The organism is Enterobacter cloacae complex sp. IR5428, from assembly GCF_049238585.1.
In the GTDB taxonomy this organism is placed as follows: domain Bacteria; phylum Pseudomonadota; class Gammaproteobacteria; order Enterobacterales; family Enterobacteriaceae; genus Enterobacter; species Enterobacter intestinihominis.
Map to the genome: position 1 here is coordinate 162,831 of NZ_JBMKHV010000010.1, position 15,592 is coordinate 178,422.

Consider the following 15,592-nt stretch of genomic DNA (forward strand, 5'->3'; position numbering starts at 1 on the left):
TCCAGCATTAATCAATACCTCCTCACAACGAACCCTGACCCTTTTTTCTTTACATAAAAAACCAGGTCTTACTATGGATACTAAAAAACTACTTAAGCACGTGCCCTGGGCCATCCTCGGGATCATCGGCGCTTTCTGTCTGGCGGTTGTCGCATTACGCCGGGGCGAGCACGTCAGCGCCCTGTGGATCGTGGTCGCGTCGGTTTCCGTCTATCTTGTGGCTTATCGCTACTACAGCTTGTACATCGCGCAGAAGGTCATGAAGCTCGACCCGACGCGCGCCACCCCGGCGGTCATTAACAATGACGGCCTGAACTATGTGCCAACCAACCGTTACGTGCTGTTTGGTCACCACTTCGCCGCCATTGCAGGCGCGGGTCCGCTGGTCGGTCCGGTGCTGGCTGCGCAGATGGGCTACCTGCCGGGTACGCTCTGGCTGCTCGCGGGCGTAGTGCTGGCGGGAGCGGTGCAGGACTTTATGGTGCTGTTTATCTCCTCGCGCCGTAATGGTTCGTCGCTGGGCGAGATGATCAAAGAGGAGATGGGCCGCGTGCCGGGCACGATCGCCCTCTTCGGCTGCTTCCTGATCATGATCATCATCCTGGCAGTGCTGGCCCTGATCGTGGTGAAAGCGCTGGCCGAAAGTCCGTGGGGCGTCTTCACCGTCTGCTCTACCGTGCCGATTGCGCTGTTCATGGGCATCTACATGCGCTTCCTGCGCCCTGGCCGCGTTGGCGAGGTGTCGGTCATCGGTATCGTGCTGCTGGTCGCCTCCATCTACTTCGGCGGCGTGATTGCCCACGACCCGTACTGGGGCCCGGCGCTGACCTTTAAAGACACCACCATCACCTTCGCGCTGATCGGTTACGCGTTCATCTCAGCGCTGCTGCCGGTGTGGCTGATTCTGGCTCCGCGTGACTACCTGGCGACCTTCCTGAAAATCGGCGTGATCGTCGGGCTGGCAATCGGGATTGTGATCATCAACCCTGAACTGAAAATGCCGGCGGTGACGCAGTACATTGACGGTACCGGTCCGCTGTGGAAAGGTGCCCTGTTCCCGTTCCTGTTTATCACCATTGCCTGCGGCGCCGTATCTGGCTTCCACGCGCTGATCTCCTCTGGCACCACGCCGAAGCTGATGGCCAACGAAACCGACGCGCGCTTCATCGGTTACGGCGCGATGCTGATGGAATCCTTCGTGGCGATCATGGCGCTGGTTGCGGCGTCGATTATCGAGCCTGGGCTGTACTTCGCGATGAACACACCACCAGCGGGTCTCGGCATCACCATGCCAAACCTGCATGAGATGGGCGGCGAAAATACCGCGCTGATCATGGCGCAGCTGAAAGACGCCAGCGCACACGCGGCGGCGACCGTCAGCTCCTGGGGCTTCGTGATATCGCCTGAGCAGATTATGCAGACCGCGAAAGACATCGGCGAACCATCCGTGCTGAACCGCGCAGGTGGCGCACCGACGCTGGCGGTGGGTATCGCACACGTGTTCCACAAAGTGCTGCCGTGGGCGGACATGGGCTTCTGGTACCACTTCGGTATCCTGTTTGAAGCGCTGTTCATCCTCACCGCGCTGGATGCCGGTACGCGTGCAGGCCGCTTCATGTTGCAGGATCTGCTGGGTAACTTCGTGCCGTTCCTGAAGAAAACCGACTCTCTGGTAGCAGGTGTTCTGGGTACTGCGGGCTGCGTAGGTCTGTGGGGTTACCTGCTGTATCAGGGCGTTGTAGACCCGCTGGGCGGTGTGAAGAGCCTGTGGCCGCTGTTCGGCATCTCTAACCAGATGCTGGCGGCTGTGGCCCTGGTGCTGGGCACCGTTGTTCTGGTGAAGATGAAACGCACCAAATACATCTGGGTAACCGTGGTGCCTGCGCTGTGGCTGCTGCTCTGCACTACCTGGGCGCTGGGTCTGAAACTGTTCAGCACCAACCCGCAGCTGGAAGGCTTCTTCTTCATGGCTAACCAGTACAAAGAGAAGATTGCCGCAGGCGGCGCGGATCTGACTGCGCAGCAGATTGCCAACATGAACCATATCGTGGTGAACAACTACACCAACGCGGGTCTGAGCATTCTGTTCCTGGTGGTGGTGTACAGCATTATCTTCTACGGCATTAAAACCTGGATGAAAGTGCGTAATGCCGATGGCCGTACGGACAAAGAAACCCCGTACGTGCCGGTGCCGGAAGGCGGCGTGAAGACGTCTTCACACCATTAATAAAATGGCGGGTGGCGCTGCGCTGACCCGCCCTACAACGTTACTGTAGGCCCGGTAAGCGTAGCGCCACCGGGCTTTTTCTTATCAGGACACGTTATGTTTGGTAACTTAGGCGAAGCAAAAAAATACCTCGGTCAGGCGGCGAAAATGCTGATTGGCATTCCGGACTATGACAACTACGTTGAGCATATGAAGACCAACCATCCGGATATGCCGTACATGACCTACACTGAATTCTTCCGCGAGCGTCAGGAAGCGCGCTACGGCGGAAGTGGAGAAGGCGGCGTCCGCTGCTGCTAAAGGAGAAACCATGACCCCGATTGCCGTTACCCTGCTGACCGGTTTTCTCGGCGCCGGTAAAACCACCCTGCTGCGCCACATCCTGAATGAACAGCACGGCTTCAAAATCGCCGTCATTGAAAACGAATTTGGCGAAGTCTCCGTTGACGATCAGCTGATTGGCGACCGCGCCACGCAGATCAAAACCCTGACCAACGGCTGCATCTGCTGCACCCGCTCCAGTGAATTAGAAGACGCCCTACTGGACCTGCTCGACAGCCGCGATCGCGGTGACATCGTCTTCGACCGTCTGGTGATCGAGTGCACCGGCATGGCCGACCCCGGCCCGATTATTCAGACCTTTTTCTCCCACGACATTCTGTGCCAGCGCTACCTGCTGGACGGCGTCATCGCCCTGGTCGACGCGGTACACGCCGACGAGCAGATGAACCAGTTCACCATCGCCCAGTCTCAGATTGGCTACGCCGACCGCATTCTGCTGACCAAAACCGACGTGGCGGGTGAAAGCGAAAAACTGCGTGAGCGCCTGACGCGCATCAACTCGCGCGCACCCATTTATACCGTGACGCACGGCGATATCGACCTGTCTCAGCTGTTCAACACCAACGGCTTTATGCTGGAGGAGAACGTCACCGCGAAACCGCGCTTCCACTTTATGGCAGACAAGCAAAACGACGTAGCGTCGATTGTGGTGGAGCTGGACTACCCGGTGGACATCAGCGAGGTCTCGCGCGTGATGGAGAACCTGCTGCTGTCGTTTGCCGACAATCTGCTGCGCTATAAAGGAATGCTGTGGATCGAAGGAGAGCCGAACCGCCTGCTCTTCCAGGGCGTGCAGCGCCTGTACAGCGCCGACTGGGATCGTCCGTGGGGCGATGAACCGCCGCACAGCGTGATGGTGTTTATTGGAATACAGCTGCCGGAAGAGGAAATTCGGGCAGCGTTTGCGGGACTGAAAAAGTAAGATAAATCAGGGCCAATTTTTAATGGCCCTGATTTAATTACTGTCTAGCATTTTCGGTTTTTATATTATCATCTCTCTGGCAGAGAAGTAATATTACAGCACAAGCACCAATCACCATTGCTGTATTTCGTTGGATAAAGAGGACATCTGTCAATCCCATAAGAAATAGCGCTGAAATATAAAGCAGCAACCCAACATTGAACTTATTCTTTTTTTTGCAGGAAGCTAAAAAACCAGTGATATAAAACAATATAATAGCAATGACGCCTAAAAGGCCCTGTAAACTAAAGCTTTCAATGATATCGTTATGGAAATGATATTTTATTGCTCTGACTGCTTCTGCGCTTTTGTAGTTTTTTTCAATATACTGTCTTGCCTTATTATAACGCTGTTCTGCATCCTGACCAAAAAGTGAAAAACTCGCTACGTGCTGTCCTGCGTCAAGCATAACAAAACGTGCTCCCAAAGATGTGTTAGCATTATTTTTTTGTAATTGTTGGATGTTATCATAAGCCTCAACAATTCTCTTTTGCATCTTATAAGCTATACCTCCACCAATTACGGATATTGCCAGCAATGCTAAAAACCAATAACGAGGCTTTACATTTCTCAATTCAAAACATGCCAGGACGAAGCAGACAATGAAAAAAGTGCCTATAGCGCCTCTGGTTTCTGTCATCAGTAATAAATAAGAGAATATGAAAAATGTAGCAATGTAAAATACAGTACGATAAAGTTGATTTAAAACTGCTTTTTTAATAAGAGAAAAACACAGAACTGACTGAACAACCATTATATAAGCAGTAGTCGTAGCAGCATCGGCTAGTAGTTTAATTCTGGTTATACCAGCCGCTTGTTCCTGGTAACCAAACCAAACGGTGAGTAAACCTAGCACAACGCTAGTGCAAGCAGCGAATTTCCAGCTTTGGATTGAAATTACACTTACGGATTTAAGCAAATAGAATGCCATTACTCCTGACAGGATGAGCAACTTTCCGCCAGCATAATAATTATCTTTAATATCCTGTAAATGTGTCGATGGAAATATCATCGACCAAATTAGCTTACTGGCACCGAGAAGCACAATGCTCAATAAAAATGCTATTGAGATTTTATTACTCAATATCCATTGACGAAAACCCTTCCAGCTTTCCAAAAAAAGAAGGCCAAAAATAGAAAGATAACAACCAATATAAAATAGCTTTCTTGGATAAGCCTCTATAAAAAGATCGCTTCCAATTGTAAACACAATAAGAATGAAAATAATGTTAACATTTAACCTTTTAATGTATTCACGACTTAACATGTTTAGTTTGCCTTTTTTCCAAGAAACGAGCCAAATGATAACGAACAAACATACAGAAAGCTTCAATAAACTGTTTCTTATTATTAAGCGTTTTATAGCATTTCTTTAGTTCTTTCGCACAACGTGGTCTAACATCTTCAACATCACACCAGGGTGACATTTTTTTATATTTACGATAGTGGGTGCTTATTTTCTGTTGATTCCATAACTGCCATGGTTTATCGCTACCAACATAATGTAACAAAATTGTTTCCTTAGATGGCTCACGCATGAAATCTCCCTTTTTGTGTCCTGCCTTTATTTGGCAATTATACTTGCTATCTATAAACATTACTTTTTCGTTCAGGATAACATTAAGAGCATCTTGATCAAAATACTTAAAGCCAGCCCCGCGCTCCAGTAAACATTCAAAAACTTTATGCGATACTTTATTTTCATTCCACGTGAAGGCATCGACATAAAGAACGCCAGAATTAAAATAATCGCAACCAGAGATATTAATAGATTCTGAAAGAGCAGTCTGATGCTCCGGCTCCCTGACAGCACAACAAATATTATTTATCGGCTTATGGTTTTCTAATAGTTCATAAATACTATTCAGCGCTATAATATCGGCATCAACATATAAAAAATAACGATACCCTTTAATTAAATACGGGGCCAAGAGACGAAAATATATTGAGACCGGGAAAATTGAAGTTTTAGGAAAAACATTCAGAGCGTCAGCAGATACAATAATAATTGTGAGTGCATGTTGAGTATTCTTGATAATAGAATACAATCTGGAAAATTCAAGTTCATTGTTTTTATCTGTGATAATGAATAAATGCAATGGAACTTCCGAAGTTTTTTCCACAATTGATAACATCGAGATGCCACAGTGCATTAGAAAATTTTCATCGATACCATAAACAACTGCTGAATATTGAATTTCAACATCGAGATTAAAATTCGTTACTTGCACGCCCAATATATTTTCGTTTAAATTAAGAATGGTTGGGTTCATCATTATTTATAGAGCTCAAAAATACTTATAATACATAAGATAACAAATAATAGCTGCCTTCCCCAGTACTTTCTCTAATTTGTTTAGCGATCATACAAAACATGATAGCCTTGAAAAAATGCAAGGTTAACCTTTTGAATAATATACGAAAAAGCACTGTGCCCATAGACGTATGGGCATAGTGCTGCATTACTCCAGAAATGGTTGATTAACCATCAGCTCTTATTTCAACGCCTCCGGCAGCGTCACAATCCACAGCTCGCTGTCGGAATCCGGCTTCTTCAGCGGCTTGACGCTGAGGGTAGTTTCAACCGCTTTGTCATCCAGCGTCAGCTTGCCTTCCGCGTTCACCCGATAATCCTTGAGCTTCTTGCCCTCGGCCGGGTTGTGCATCGCCACCTTCACGCCAAAGTCATTATCGTTCGCCACCGCCAGCGTTTTGTCGTCAATCAGCGCCAGCCCTTCGGCTTTTTCCTGCTGCCAGCCCAGCGCACGCAGATCGACCACCTGCGTTTTTTCCGCAAGTGAAATGCCGCGCTGCGCCAGCGTTTTCTCATCGTCAAATTCCGGGTATTCGCCCGGCTTGTCGAAGGCGGCCAGATCGCTCGCCTTGCTCAGATCCACCCTGTAGATGAGGTTACGCATTACGTCGTTTTTATCTTCGCCCTGTTCAATCAGCAGGATAGTGTGGTTATCCAGCGCCACGATATCGCCGATTTTGGCGTCGCTGTTTTTGCTGTAGGCCGCGCTGTCGACAGGGTAGCCGTACATCGCGGTTTTTCCGGTCGCCGGATCGAAGCTGACCAGTCGCGTAAACAGCGCCTGCTTTTTGCTCTTCCCGTCGATATCCAACGTACTCTGGACAGCGGCGATAATACGTCCGTCCGGCATGCGGGTCAGGCCTTCAAATCCCCGGTTTGCCTGGCGCCATTTGATAACATTTGGCAGACCGCCCGCGATGGATTTCTCCCCTTCCGCCGCCTGTGGGCCGTGGATCGCGAGGATTTTCCCTTTACTGTCAATATTAATCAGGAACGGGCCATACTCATCGCACAGCCAGTAGCCGCCCTTCCCGTCCGGCGTGATGCCTTCCGTATCCAGCCCGCGGTTATCGCCTTTCAGCACTTTTAAGGTGTCGCTTAGCGCGATTTCATTGGTGGAACCAATCACGCCACTTTGCAGCGGCAGACCGTTGATTTCGCCTTTATCGTCATGCAAAGGACGCGCGTCCACGGCCTCCGCTTTACCGTTTTGCACACGGATCGTCATTAGCAGCGGGGCAAAATCCGGGGTAACAAAAATTTTAGCGTCATTTTTCCCCATTTTTGGCGAATCCGCGTTAGGACCGCGATCGGTCACGGTCGTAAACGTCAAGGCATCGCCCTGCTTGCCCGTAAACAGCAGGCCAGAGCCAATCCCCACAGGCAGCCCGTTCGGAAACGCGCTGGCAAACGCACCGCTGTATTTGACATGCGAGCCTTCGGGAAAACTGACGACGTAACGCTCCGCGGTTGGCTGTGCCGCCAGGCCAGAGAAAGAGAGCGCACAACCAATTAGCACAGGAATGATTTTTCTTTTCATAGTGTTAGCACCCAGTAAGTGAAGCCAACAACGTAATGAAGAAACGTGTCAGAAAAATGACATGGTGAAAGCGGTTCGGCACGACGGGGCGTATAGCCACCTCCAGAAATGTAAACCTGTGTCTTTATCTGTGACAACTGAAACACTTTTGGAAATTATTAGAAACTCAATTAATTCATCCTGAACTACTTTTTCCGCCCCGTTCAGCGTACGTTTAATGAGAATCCTGAACCCTTCCTAAACGCGAATGCATTACGTATTGACTCCTTGCCGGGTCAACATTCGAACAACATTTAAAATTCAAAAACCAAACAAAAACAGCATAAAAACGTGACAAGCATCGCATTTGCAGAGATAAACAGCTCTTGTTAAGGTGCCCTCAGATTAATTTGATGACGAGGAAAAACTCATGAAAAAGCTCAACGTTCTCCTTCTTTCCGCTCTGACTGCCGTATCGGGCTCCGCACTGGCCATGGGCGGCAGCATTGAGCAGGGTAAAAACTTTACCAACCTGAATGTGGAAATGGGGAAATCAACCTCCGGTCTGTACACCGAAGGTAGCTGGCTGAAAAACACAGATGACGGCACCACAACCGGTGGCGTAGGAGCAGGCTACAACTTTGAAGTCGGCCCGGTGATGCTGAACGCAGGCGCTAAGGCCCTCTACGTTGGCCCGAAAAAAGGCGATAACGGCGTGGCGTTCCCGGTCGGCGGCGGTGTGAACGTTGCCCTGACCGACAGCATCAGGGTATTCGGTGAAGGCTACGTTGCGCCAGACGGCCTGAACAACAGCGTGAAAAACTACGTTGAAGCGAATGGTGGCGTAAGCTGGACGCCAGTGAAGCCGGTGACGCTGAAGGTGGGTTATCGTCACGTGAGCGTTGATGGTAAAGACGGTCGTCCTAACCACACGCTGATTGACGGCGCATATGTTGGCGGTGGCGTGTCCTTCTAAGCCTGTTTGCCCGTTTCGCCCGGCGGCGCTACGCTTGCACGGGCCTACAATGAAGGGTGCAATTTATGAATATTATTGCACCTTGTAGGCCGGGTAAGCGCAGCGCCACCAGGCAAAAAAGGCGATGAGACTGTTAATAAAAAAACCTGCCGGATGGCAGGTTTTTTTATGTCCGACATTACTTGCGAACGACCACCAGCTTCTGGTTCACAAACTCTTTGATCCCCAGGTCCGACAGTTCGCGTCCGTAACCCGAACGTTTTACGCCGCCGAACGGCAGTTCTGCCGCCGTATCGGTGAGCCAGTTGATGTACACCATCCCGGTCTCAATACGCGATGCCATCTTCTTCGCGCGCTCAATATCCTGGCTGAACACCGCTCCGCCCAGGCCGTAGTGGGAGTCGTTCGCCAGCGCGACCGCCTCGTCGTCGTTTTTCACCACGTAAATCTGCGCTACCGGGCCAAAGAACTCTTCGAAGTACGCCGGGTTGTCGCGTGAGATGTTGGTCAGGATGGTCGGCTCAAAGAAGCTCCCGTCTCGCTGCACAGGTTTGCCGCCATAGTGCAGCGTAGCGCCGTTTTTCACCGCCTCGTTAACCTGTTTGGTCAACGTCTCGAGCGCGTCTTTAGAGGACAGCGGCCCCAGCGTGGTGCTTTCGTCCAGCGGATCGCCAATCTTCACCTGCTTAAATGCCTCGGTGAATTTGCTCAGGAAGGCATCGGCAATCTTTTCATGCAGGATAAAGCGCTTCGCCGCGGTACAGACCTGCCCGGCGTTGTTGAGCCGCGCGTTAACGCCGATCTTCACCGCCTTATCCAGGTCCGCATCGTCGAGCACCACGAATACGTCGTTACCGCCAAGCTCCAGCGTGGATTTCTTAATGTGCTTCGCCGCCTGGGCCGCTACCACGCTGCCCGCTTTTTCTGAACCGGTTAGCGCCGCGCCCTGTACGCGATCGTCAGCGATGATGTTCGCCACCTGATCGGACGAGATAAACAGGTTGGTCCACGCCCCTTCCGGCGCGCCCGCCTCACGCACCAGATGGGCGAAGGTTTCCGCACAGTGCGGCACAATGCTGGCGTGTTTAGCGATGACAGGGTTACCCGCCGCCAGGTTTGGCGCCAGAACGCGCATCAGCTGATAGTACGGGAAGTTCCATGGTTCGACGGCCATCAGCACGCCGATGGGGTGATGTTCAACCCATGCTTCCCCGAGTTCAGAGTCATACTTCACCGGGGCCAGGAACTGCTTCGCGTTGTCCGCATAGTAGCGGGCGATTTGCGCGCACAGCTTCACCTCGCCGCGGCTCTGTTCGATGAGCTTACCCATCTCCTGGCTGGCGATTTTCGCCAGCTCCTCCACGCGTTCGTCGATCAGGTCCGCCAGCTTATGCAGTACCGGCAGGCGCTGGCTTATGTCGCTTTTCGCCCAGTCGGAGTGATAGAGCGCATCGGCTGCCTTCAGCGCCGCTTCAACATCTGCGTCAGTGTGGGAGGGATATTCTTTGATGAGCTGGTTAGTGGCAGGATTTACTGTCTGATAAGCCATATCGAATCTCCATGTTTTACCGCTTAGGGTATTAAGGGTAGTCAACATGACTGGCTATGGACGTAAAGTTGGGTATATCCGGAAGGTTCTGAGTAAAGCGATGCCATACCGTGGCTGGCGTGGTATAAAAAACCTTCAGAAGGAGTTGCTATGACCGATACCCGCCACATCCGTCAGACCTTTCACCGCGCCTCGGGCCTTGAACTACGCAGCACGTGGCAGAGCATGCAGGCGTACAAACGCCATTGCCACCCTCAGCTCTCCATCGGCGCGATTGTGGAAGGCCAGACCTGCTGCGTGTGTAATGGCAGAGAATACATCCTCCAGCCCGGGGACCTGATTGTGATCCCGGCTTATGTCCCACACTGCTGCAACCCTGTTGCCGGGCAGCCGCGTAGTTATCATATGCTTTATATCGATACGGACATTCCCCTTGCGGTTCAGGTGATTCGCAACGCTACGCTGTTTATGTATTACCGGGAAGTTGTTGAGAGGATGTCCCCTGCGTCCGTGGACAAGCTGCTTGCTGCCCTTCCCCATTGCATGGATGAGGCAGAAAAGCCTGGATCAACCAGCCAGCAGGTTCAGCAGGCATTTCTTTCCAGTCTTTCCAGCCCGCCTTCCCTCGACGCACTTGCGCAACGATTCTCGCTGCGAAAGGAGACGCTGATCCGTACCTTCAAGAAGGACACGGGCCTGACGCCTGGCAGCTTCCTCAATATCTTCCGCGTAGAGTACGCCAAAGCGCGGCTGCGTGCCGGGGATGATATCGCCGATGTCGGCTACCAGAGCGGGTTTGCCGACCAGAGCCATTTTCATAAGACCTTTGTGCGCTACACCGCCGCCACACCGCGCCAGTACGCTACGGGCCGATCAATATCAGACAATAAATAGGTTCTGTGTTTTCGTAGTCTGGCCCCAGTTTTGCATTCTGAGGTCGCTATGGAACTGTTCTTCCCTTCTGCTTTTCTCGCCCTGGCGCTGGCGCATTTTGTTGCCCTGTTAAGCCCGGGCCCGGATTTTTTACTGCTGATGGGCTACGCCGCCCGCTACCGACTGCGCGGCAGCGCCGGATTGTGCATCGGGATAGCGGCAGGAAACGGGCTTTACATTTTGCTGGTCATTATGGGATGGAGCGCGCTGCGTCAGTTCGCGTGGCTGTTCACGTTGATTGAATTATCCGGCGCACTGTATTTGCTCTGGATCGGCTCGCATCTTGTACGCAGCCGACCGCAGACGCTGGCGCTAAATGAAACACATGAGCGCTGCCCCTCGCTGCGTAAGCAGATCCTGCTGGGGCTGGGTTCGGCGCTGTTGAATCCCAAAAACGCATTGTTCTACCTGGCGCTGATGACGGCGTTACTCGGGCCGGACGTCACGCTGCTTCAGCAGGCGACCTGCGGCGTCTGGATGGTGATGGTAGTACTGGTATGGGATTTTGCGCTGGTGTCGCTGATGGGGTTACCGGCGGTTCAGCGAAAGCTCAGCCGTTCGCTCTGGCTGATAGAGCGCACGGCGGGGGTGGTATTGATGGGGTTTGGTGGGTGGGTGCTGTGGCGGTTTTTGCACTTTTCCCCCGTATCCCTCTATCCTTAACCCATGGAAAAACATACCGAACTCAAACGCGCCAAGCTTCTCGCGCTGTCGCTGCTGCTGATTGCCGCTGCGGCCTTTATCACTACCCTGTTCCTGCCGCAAACCTTCTGGGTACGCGGCGCAAAAGCTATTGCCGAGGCGGCGATGGTCGGCGCGCTGGCGGACTGGTTTGCCGTTGTCGCGCTATTCCGCCGGGTGCCAATTCCCGTTATCTCGCGCCATACGGCGATTATCCCGCGCAATAAGGACCGCATCGGCGACAATCTTGGCCAGTTCGTGCAGGAAAAGTTTCTGGATACCCAGTCGCTGGTCGCATTAATTCGCCGCTACGAGCCGGCCCAGATGATTGGTGCCTGGTTCAGCAAGCCCGACAACGCCCAGCGCGTCGGGCTGCATCTGATGCAGGTGATGAGCGGTTTTCTTGAGCTGACTGACGACGGGCGCATTCAGCGCCTGCTCAAACGCGCGGTGCATAAGGCTATCGACAAGGTCGATTTAACCGAGACCAGCGCCGTCATGCTGGAAAGCATGACCAAAAACAACCGTCACCAGGTGCTGCTGGACGCCATCATCAACCGTCTGATTACCCTGATTCAGCGCGAGAGCACGCGGGAATTTATCTCTGACCAGATCGTCCACTGGCTGAGGACCGAGCATCCGCGCAAGGCGATGGTGCTGCCCACCGAGTGGCTGGGCGATCAGAGCGCAGAGATGGTGTCAAACGCGGTGAACACGCTGCTGGATGATATCAGCCACGACCGCACGCACCAGATCCGTCGGGCATTTGACCGCGCCACGCTGAAGTTTATCGACAACCTGAAAAACGACCCGGAGATGACGGCCAAAGCCGACAACATCAAGCACTATCTGAAGAATGATGAAGCATTTAACCGCTACCTGGGTGAAATGTGGGCTGACCTGCGCCAGTGGCTGAAAAATGACATGCAGAGCGACGATTCCCGCGTGAAGCAACGTATCGCCAACGCCGGGCTGTGGTTTGGTGAGACGCTGTCGAATGATGCCAGCCTGCGTGCGTCGTTGAACGAGCATCTGGAGCAGGCCGCGCACCGCGTCGCGCCGGATTTTGCTGCGTTCCTGACGCGTCATATCAGCGACACGGTGAAAAGCTGGGACGCCAAAGATATGTCACGCCAGATAGAACTCAATATCGGTAAAGATCTTCAGTTCATTCGCGTAAACGGTACCCTGGTAGGCGGAACGATTGGCCTGATCCTGTTTTTACTTTCTCAGTTGCCCGCCGTGCTGGGGCATTAATCCGCTTTTGGCGGCGCGATAACGTAGCGCGTCGCCTCGAAGCGGTTCAGGATCAGGTGAACCAGAAAGACCATCGTCAGCGTGACCACCAGCGCGAAGGTAACGGAGGTGATGCGGTACAGATCGCTGAACACCAGATCGCTGTCCGGATGCATGTTTTGCCCGAACATAATGCCGATGGTGGTAATGCTGGAAAATCCCACCCCGGCCCCGACCTTCTCCATCACGTGCAGGCGCGCGCCAAATGCCAGCCCGAGGCCGATCAGCGGCATCATCAGCAGCATATGGCTGCTGTGATCGTACAGGATAAGCTGAACGACGAGGATATAGAGACAGCCCAGCACCACGCCGACCACGCGCCAGATAGAGCTCATCACCGCGCCGCGGTAGTGCATCGGGAACAGGATCAGAATGCCCGCCATCAGCGCCGAGAGCGAATCGCTTAAGTCGCTCATCTGAAATACCACGAAAATCAGCGTCGCCACGGTGCCGGAGAGCAGCGACTCGTGGCGCACGCGGGTATCGTCTTTCTCTATCAGCGGCGGCGGCTTACGTGGCTCCACGTCCGGCAGCAGGTAATTCATCAGCGCGCTCAGACACACCGCCATCACGCTCGCTTCAATGTTGGAGAACAAAAGCGTGTGCCAGTTGGTGGTGGGGTAGCTCATAAAGTTGAGCATTACGCTCTGGCACACCACGCCCATCGAACCGAACAGAAACAGCGGCCCCTTGCTCATAAAGCGAAAGCGCATCACGTACAGGGCAAAGACCACCAGCGTCATAATGACCGGCCATTGCGACAGAAAGCCGATGATGATCACCATTTCGACGCAGTTGAGCGATGCGCTGAAGATAAACTGCTTCGCCACGTGGCGGTTAAACACCGGCACCAGCGACAGCAGCATGATCGGGTAGACCACAAAAAACACGCCGTAGCTGGTGTTGTAGAAGCTCGAAATACTGAGCGCAATCATCCCGGCAAAGACGATGCGCAGGGTCTGGCGGAAGTCGTTTGCCGTGTAGACGATGTTGCCGTGCGGGGTAAATACCCGCGCCAGGGTGCTAATAGACATAGTGAAGCAGGCTCACCAGATGGATTTGCATCCCGGAGAAGAAGCGCGCAAAGGGCCCTTCGCTGTTGTAGAGCTGCACGGTGGCGCGCGCGCCGGTCGGCAGCGACTTCGGTAAGGCTTCGTCCAGCGCCACGTGAATGCGCATTCGCTGGGCATCGCGCACCCAGCGGTTAGAGGTTTCCGGTTCAGAAAGTTGACCGTTAACGGCTTCCTGACCGGCGAGGATCCCCGCGTCACTGCTGGTCACGTGGGCGCGGAAAACCCGTCCCGGAAAGGCGTCAAACACCACGGCGGCGTCGGTCCCCTGGTGGGTATGACGCAGGCTCTTCTCGCGGAAATCCGCCACAATATCCGTCTGCGTATTCACCAGCGCCAGCGCTGCCGAACCGGACGAGGCGTAAAAACCGGGGCTTAATTGCAGATTACTCACCGTGCCGTCCGCCTCGGCGTAGACCTTCGTCCAGCCAAGATTCAGCTCCGCTTCATCCAGCGCGTTACGGTATTTTTGCAGCGTCACGTTACGGTGTTCATTCCGCTCGCCGCGCTGAATGCGCAGGTTATGAATATTCGCCTGAATCGAGCTGACGGACTGCTCGCTGCTCTGCCAGGTAGTGCGGACCTTATCCAGATCCGCCTGCGACACGTTCTGCAGGGTGCTCAGTTTCTGGTAGCGGTCGAAAGTCACTTTGTCGTTACGCGCGGTCAGCACGGCGGTCTTCAGGCTGGCCTGCGCGGCGGCGATCTGCGCGTCCAGTTGTTCGTTGGAAAGGCGAGCTTGCTCGAGCGCGATCTGCGCCGCTTCCACTTTATTGCGAAACGGGGTGTCGTCGAGCTCAAACAGCAGATCGCCTTTCTTCACCTGGCTATTGTTGTGGACATGCACCGCCGCCACATAGCCGGAGACACGGGCAGACACCGGCGTCACCACGCGCATCACGGTGGAATCCGGCGTCAGCGGGATCCAGATATCCGCGACGATAAAGTAGACAAACATCAGCAGGAAAGAGGCAATACTTACCCTTACCCAGCGGGCAAACTTTTGTTCAGGAGTCATTATTTTTCGGTCTTGTTATCTTCTTCGCGGATTGTCCGCAAATTGCAGGCGATTTGATTCAGGGTGGCGCTGAAAATGTCGAGATGTTCAGGCGCGATGTTTTGCGATACGCGCGTCTGAAGCGTCTCAATTACCTGGGTGAGCCTGTTAAGTACAGCTTTTCCCTCAGGCGTCAGCGTCAGAAGCCGGATGCGCTTGTCATACGGCGAGACGGTGCGCAGCAGGTAACCCTGTTTTTCCAGCTGTGTCAGGGTGCGCATTAGCGGCGGCAGTTCAATGCCCTGCACCTCCGCCAGCTCACTCACCGAGACGTTATCCCCGAGCTGATGCAGCTGCATCATCACCGTCCAGCTCGACTGGGTTAACCCGGTATCGAGAATGGCGTCGTCAATGACGGCACGCCACTGGCGCACGATCATCGCCATCCGCATGCCCATCGGCCTGCGGCTAAACAGTTCTTCTTCACTCATGGGGAAACCTCTCGTCACACGCGGTCACGATAATAGTTATCAGGGTAAGTATCAAGAAACGAGAAGTTAAAGCGCAGGAATTGCGAAATGAGATTCTCCCTCTCCCTGTGGGCTGAGGGTTCCCCACAAATTAATGCGAGCACTGAGCAATCCCCTCGCCCCTCCGGGGAGAGGGTTAGGGTGAGGGGAACATACGGCGGTGGTGGTCATTCCGTTCACTTTATGTTCCTTGCTAC

14 protein-coding genes are annotated in these 15,592 nt (G+C 53.3%); 7 read left to right on the forward strand and 7 right to left on the reverse strand.

The genetic code is table 11. The features are described 5' to 3' along the window. The first annotated feature begins 73 nt into the window (after positions 1 to 73). The 3 genes from btsT to yjiA all read left to right on the forward strand — a co-directional run bounded on the left by btsT (position 74) and on the right by yjiA (position 3,491). Entirely contained in the window at positions 74 to 2,227 is a 2,154-nt protein-coding gene (gene btsT / locus ACOTXC_RS16110) for a pyruvate/proton symporter BtsT (RefSeq protein WP_069596215.1), read from the forward strand. Positions 2,228 to 2,323: 96 nt separating this feature from the next. Then, positions 2,324 to 2,527 carry a YbdD/YjiX family protein gene (locus ACOTXC_RS16115; RefSeq protein ID WP_023299252.1) on the forward strand — a complete coding sequence of 68 codons (204 nt, stop codon included), beginning with the start codon at positions 2,324 to 2,326 and terminating at the stop codon, positions 2,525 to 2,527. Between the two features lie 10 nt (positions 2,528 to 2,537). Then, a complete protein-coding gene (gene yjiA, locus ACOTXC_RS16120; RefSeq protein WP_126490037.1) occupies positions 2,538 to 3,491 on the forward strand; it encodes a GTPase in 954 nt (317 codons plus the stop codon). 37 nt (positions 3,492 to 3,528) lie between these two features. On the opposite strand, the gene ACOTXC_RS16125 is transcribed toward yjiA, so the two are convergent. From ACOTXC_RS16125 to ACOTXC_RS16135, 3 genes are all read right to left on the reverse strand, one after another. Then, the gene (locus tag ACOTXC_RS16125; protein WP_126490038.1) at positions 3,529 to 4,797 is read right to left on the reverse strand and encodes an O-antigen ligase family protein; all 1,269 of its coding nucleotides are present in this window, start codon (positions 4,795 to 4,797) and stop codon (positions 3,529 to 3,531) included. Further along, a complete protein-coding gene (locus tag ACOTXC_RS16130; protein ID WP_421767832.1) occupies positions 4,784 to 5,806 on the reverse strand; it encodes a glycosyltransferase family 8 protein in 1,023 nt (340 codons plus the stop codon). Before ACOTXC_RS16130 ends, ACOTXC_RS16125 begins: the two co-directional genes overlap by 14 nt. A 219-nt stretch (positions 5,807 to 6,025) precedes the next feature. Then, positions 6,026 to 7,384 carry an esterase-like activity of phytase family protein gene (locus tag ACOTXC_RS16135; RefSeq protein WP_421767833.1) on the reverse strand — a complete coding sequence of 453 codons (1,359 nt, stop codon included), beginning with the start codon at positions 7,382 to 7,384 and terminating at the stop codon, positions 6,026 to 6,028. 409 nt (positions 7,385 to 7,793) lie between these two features. Here ACOTXC_RS16135 and ACOTXC_RS16140 point away from each other — a divergent pair, with 409 nt between their 5' ends. Continuing rightward, positions 7,794 to 8,339: a YfaZ family outer membrane protein gene (locus ACOTXC_RS16140; protein ID WP_023299248.1), complete on the forward strand. Its 546-nt coding sequence runs from the start codon at positions 7,794 to 7,796 to the stop codon at positions 8,337 to 8,339. Between the two features lie 178 nt (positions 8,340 to 8,517). Here the strand turns inward: ACOTXC_RS16140 and ACOTXC_RS16145 are convergent, their stop codons facing one another. Next, a complete protein-coding gene (locus tag ACOTXC_RS16145; protein ID WP_421767834.1) occupies positions 8,518 to 9,888 on the reverse strand; it encodes an NAD-dependent succinate-semialdehyde dehydrogenase in 1,371 nt (456 codons plus the stop codon). Between the two features lie 150 nt (positions 9,889 to 10,038). On the opposite strand from ACOTXC_RS16145, the gene ACOTXC_RS16150 reads away from it, so the two are divergent. Genes ACOTXC_RS16150 through ACOTXC_RS16160 form a run of 3 tightly spaced genes read left to right on the forward strand, consistent with a single transcriptional unit; the run spans position 10,039 to position 12,759 of the window. Then, entirely contained in the window at positions 10,039 to 10,782 is a 744-nt protein-coding gene (locus ACOTXC_RS16150; protein WP_251841741.1) for a helix-turn-helix domain-containing protein, read from the forward strand. Between the two features lie 48 nt (positions 10,783 to 10,830). Beyond that, complete coding sequence (locus ACOTXC_RS16155; RefSeq protein ID WP_337257878.1) at positions 10,831 to 11,484, forward strand: LysE family translocator; 654 nt, start codon at positions 10,831 to 10,833, stop codon at positions 11,482 to 11,484. A gap of 3 nt (positions 11,485 to 11,487) precedes the next feature. Next, positions 11,488 to 12,759 carry a DUF445 domain-containing protein gene (locus ACOTXC_RS16160; RefSeq protein WP_421767835.1) on the forward strand — a complete coding sequence of 424 codons (1,272 nt, stop codon included), beginning with the start codon at positions 11,488 to 11,490 and terminating at the stop codon, positions 12,757 to 12,759. Here ACOTXC_RS16160 and ACOTXC_RS16165 read toward each other — a convergent pair. From ACOTXC_RS16165 to ACOTXC_RS16175, 3 genes are read right to left on the reverse strand one after another with little or no spacing between them, the layout of a single operon-like run. Beyond that, the gene (locus ACOTXC_RS16165) at positions 12,756 to 13,832 is read right to left on the reverse strand and encodes a DUF2955 domain-containing protein (RefSeq protein ID WP_337257876.1); all 1,077 of its coding nucleotides are present in this window, start codon (positions 13,830 to 13,832) and stop codon (positions 12,756 to 12,758) included. The two genes, ACOTXC_RS16160 and ACOTXC_RS16165, sit on opposite strands and share 4 nt — an antisense overlap. Continuing rightward, complete coding sequence (locus ACOTXC_RS16170; RefSeq protein ID WP_088581776.1) at positions 13,822 to 14,889, reverse strand: HlyD family secretion protein; 1,068 nt, start codon at positions 14,887 to 14,889, stop codon at positions 13,822 to 13,824. Before ACOTXC_RS16170 ends, ACOTXC_RS16165 begins: the two co-directional genes overlap by 11 nt. Continuing rightward, positions 14,886 to 15,356: a MarR family winged helix-turn-helix transcriptional regulator gene (locus tag ACOTXC_RS16175; protein WP_022646938.1), complete on the reverse strand. Its 471-nt coding sequence runs from the start codon at positions 15,354 to 15,356 to the stop codon at positions 14,886 to 14,888. Before ACOTXC_RS16175 ends, ACOTXC_RS16170 begins: the two co-directional genes overlap by 4 nt. Positions 15,357 to 15,592 lie beyond the last annotated feature (236 nt).

Excerpts from the sequence above, each read along its gene's own strand:
- ACOTXC_RS16160 (WP_421767835.1), top strand. The coding sequence starts at position 11,488 with ATGGAAAAACATACCGAACTCAAACGCGCCAAGCTTCTCGCGCTGTCG.
- btsT (WP_069596215.1), top strand. The coding sequence starts at position 74 with ATGGATACTAAAAAACTACTTAAGCACGTGCCCTGGGCCATCCTCGGG.
- yjiA (WP_126490037.1), top strand. The coding sequence starts at position 2,538 with ATGACCCCGATTGCCGTTACCCTGCTGACCGGTTTTCTCGGCGCCGGT.
- ACOTXC_RS16130 (WP_421767832.1), bottom strand. The coding sequence starts at position 5,806 with ATGATGAACCCAACCATTCTTAATTTAAACGAAAATATATTGGGCGTG.
- ACOTXC_RS16145 (WP_421767834.1), bottom strand. The coding sequence starts at position 9,888 with ATGGCTTATCAGACAGTAAATCCTGCCACTAACCAGCTCATCAAAGAA.
- ACOTXC_RS16115 (WP_023299252.1), top strand. The coding sequence starts at position 2,324 with ATGTTTGGTAACTTAGGCGAAGCAAAAAAATACCTCGGTCAGGCGGCG.
- ACOTXC_RS16175 (WP_022646938.1), bottom strand. The coding sequence starts at position 15,356 with ATGAGTGAAGAAGAACTGTTTAGCCGCAGGCCGATGGGCATGCGGATG.
- ACOTXC_RS16165 (WP_337257876.1), bottom strand. The coding sequence starts at position 13,832 with ATGTCTATTAGCACCCTGGCGCGGGTATTTACCCCGCACGGCAACATC.
- ACOTXC_RS16125 (WP_126490038.1), bottom strand. The coding sequence starts at position 4,797 with ATGTTAAGTCGTGAATACATTAAAAGGTTAAATGTTAACATTATTTTC.
- ACOTXC_RS16135 (WP_421767833.1), bottom strand. The coding sequence starts at position 7,384 with ATGAAAAGAAAAATCATTCCTGTGCTAATTGGTTGTGCGCTCTCTTTC.
- ACOTXC_RS16155 (WP_337257878.1), top strand. The coding sequence starts at position 10,831 with ATGGAACTGTTCTTCCCTTCTGCTTTTCTCGCCCTGGCGCTGGCGCAT.
- ACOTXC_RS16140 (WP_023299248.1), top strand. The coding sequence starts at position 7,794 with ATGAAAAAGCTCAACGTTCTCCTTCTTTCCGCTCTGACTGCCGTATCG.
- ACOTXC_RS16150 (WP_251841741.1), top strand. The coding sequence starts at position 10,039 with ATGACCGATACCCGCCACATCCGTCAGACCTTTCACCGCGCCTCGGGC.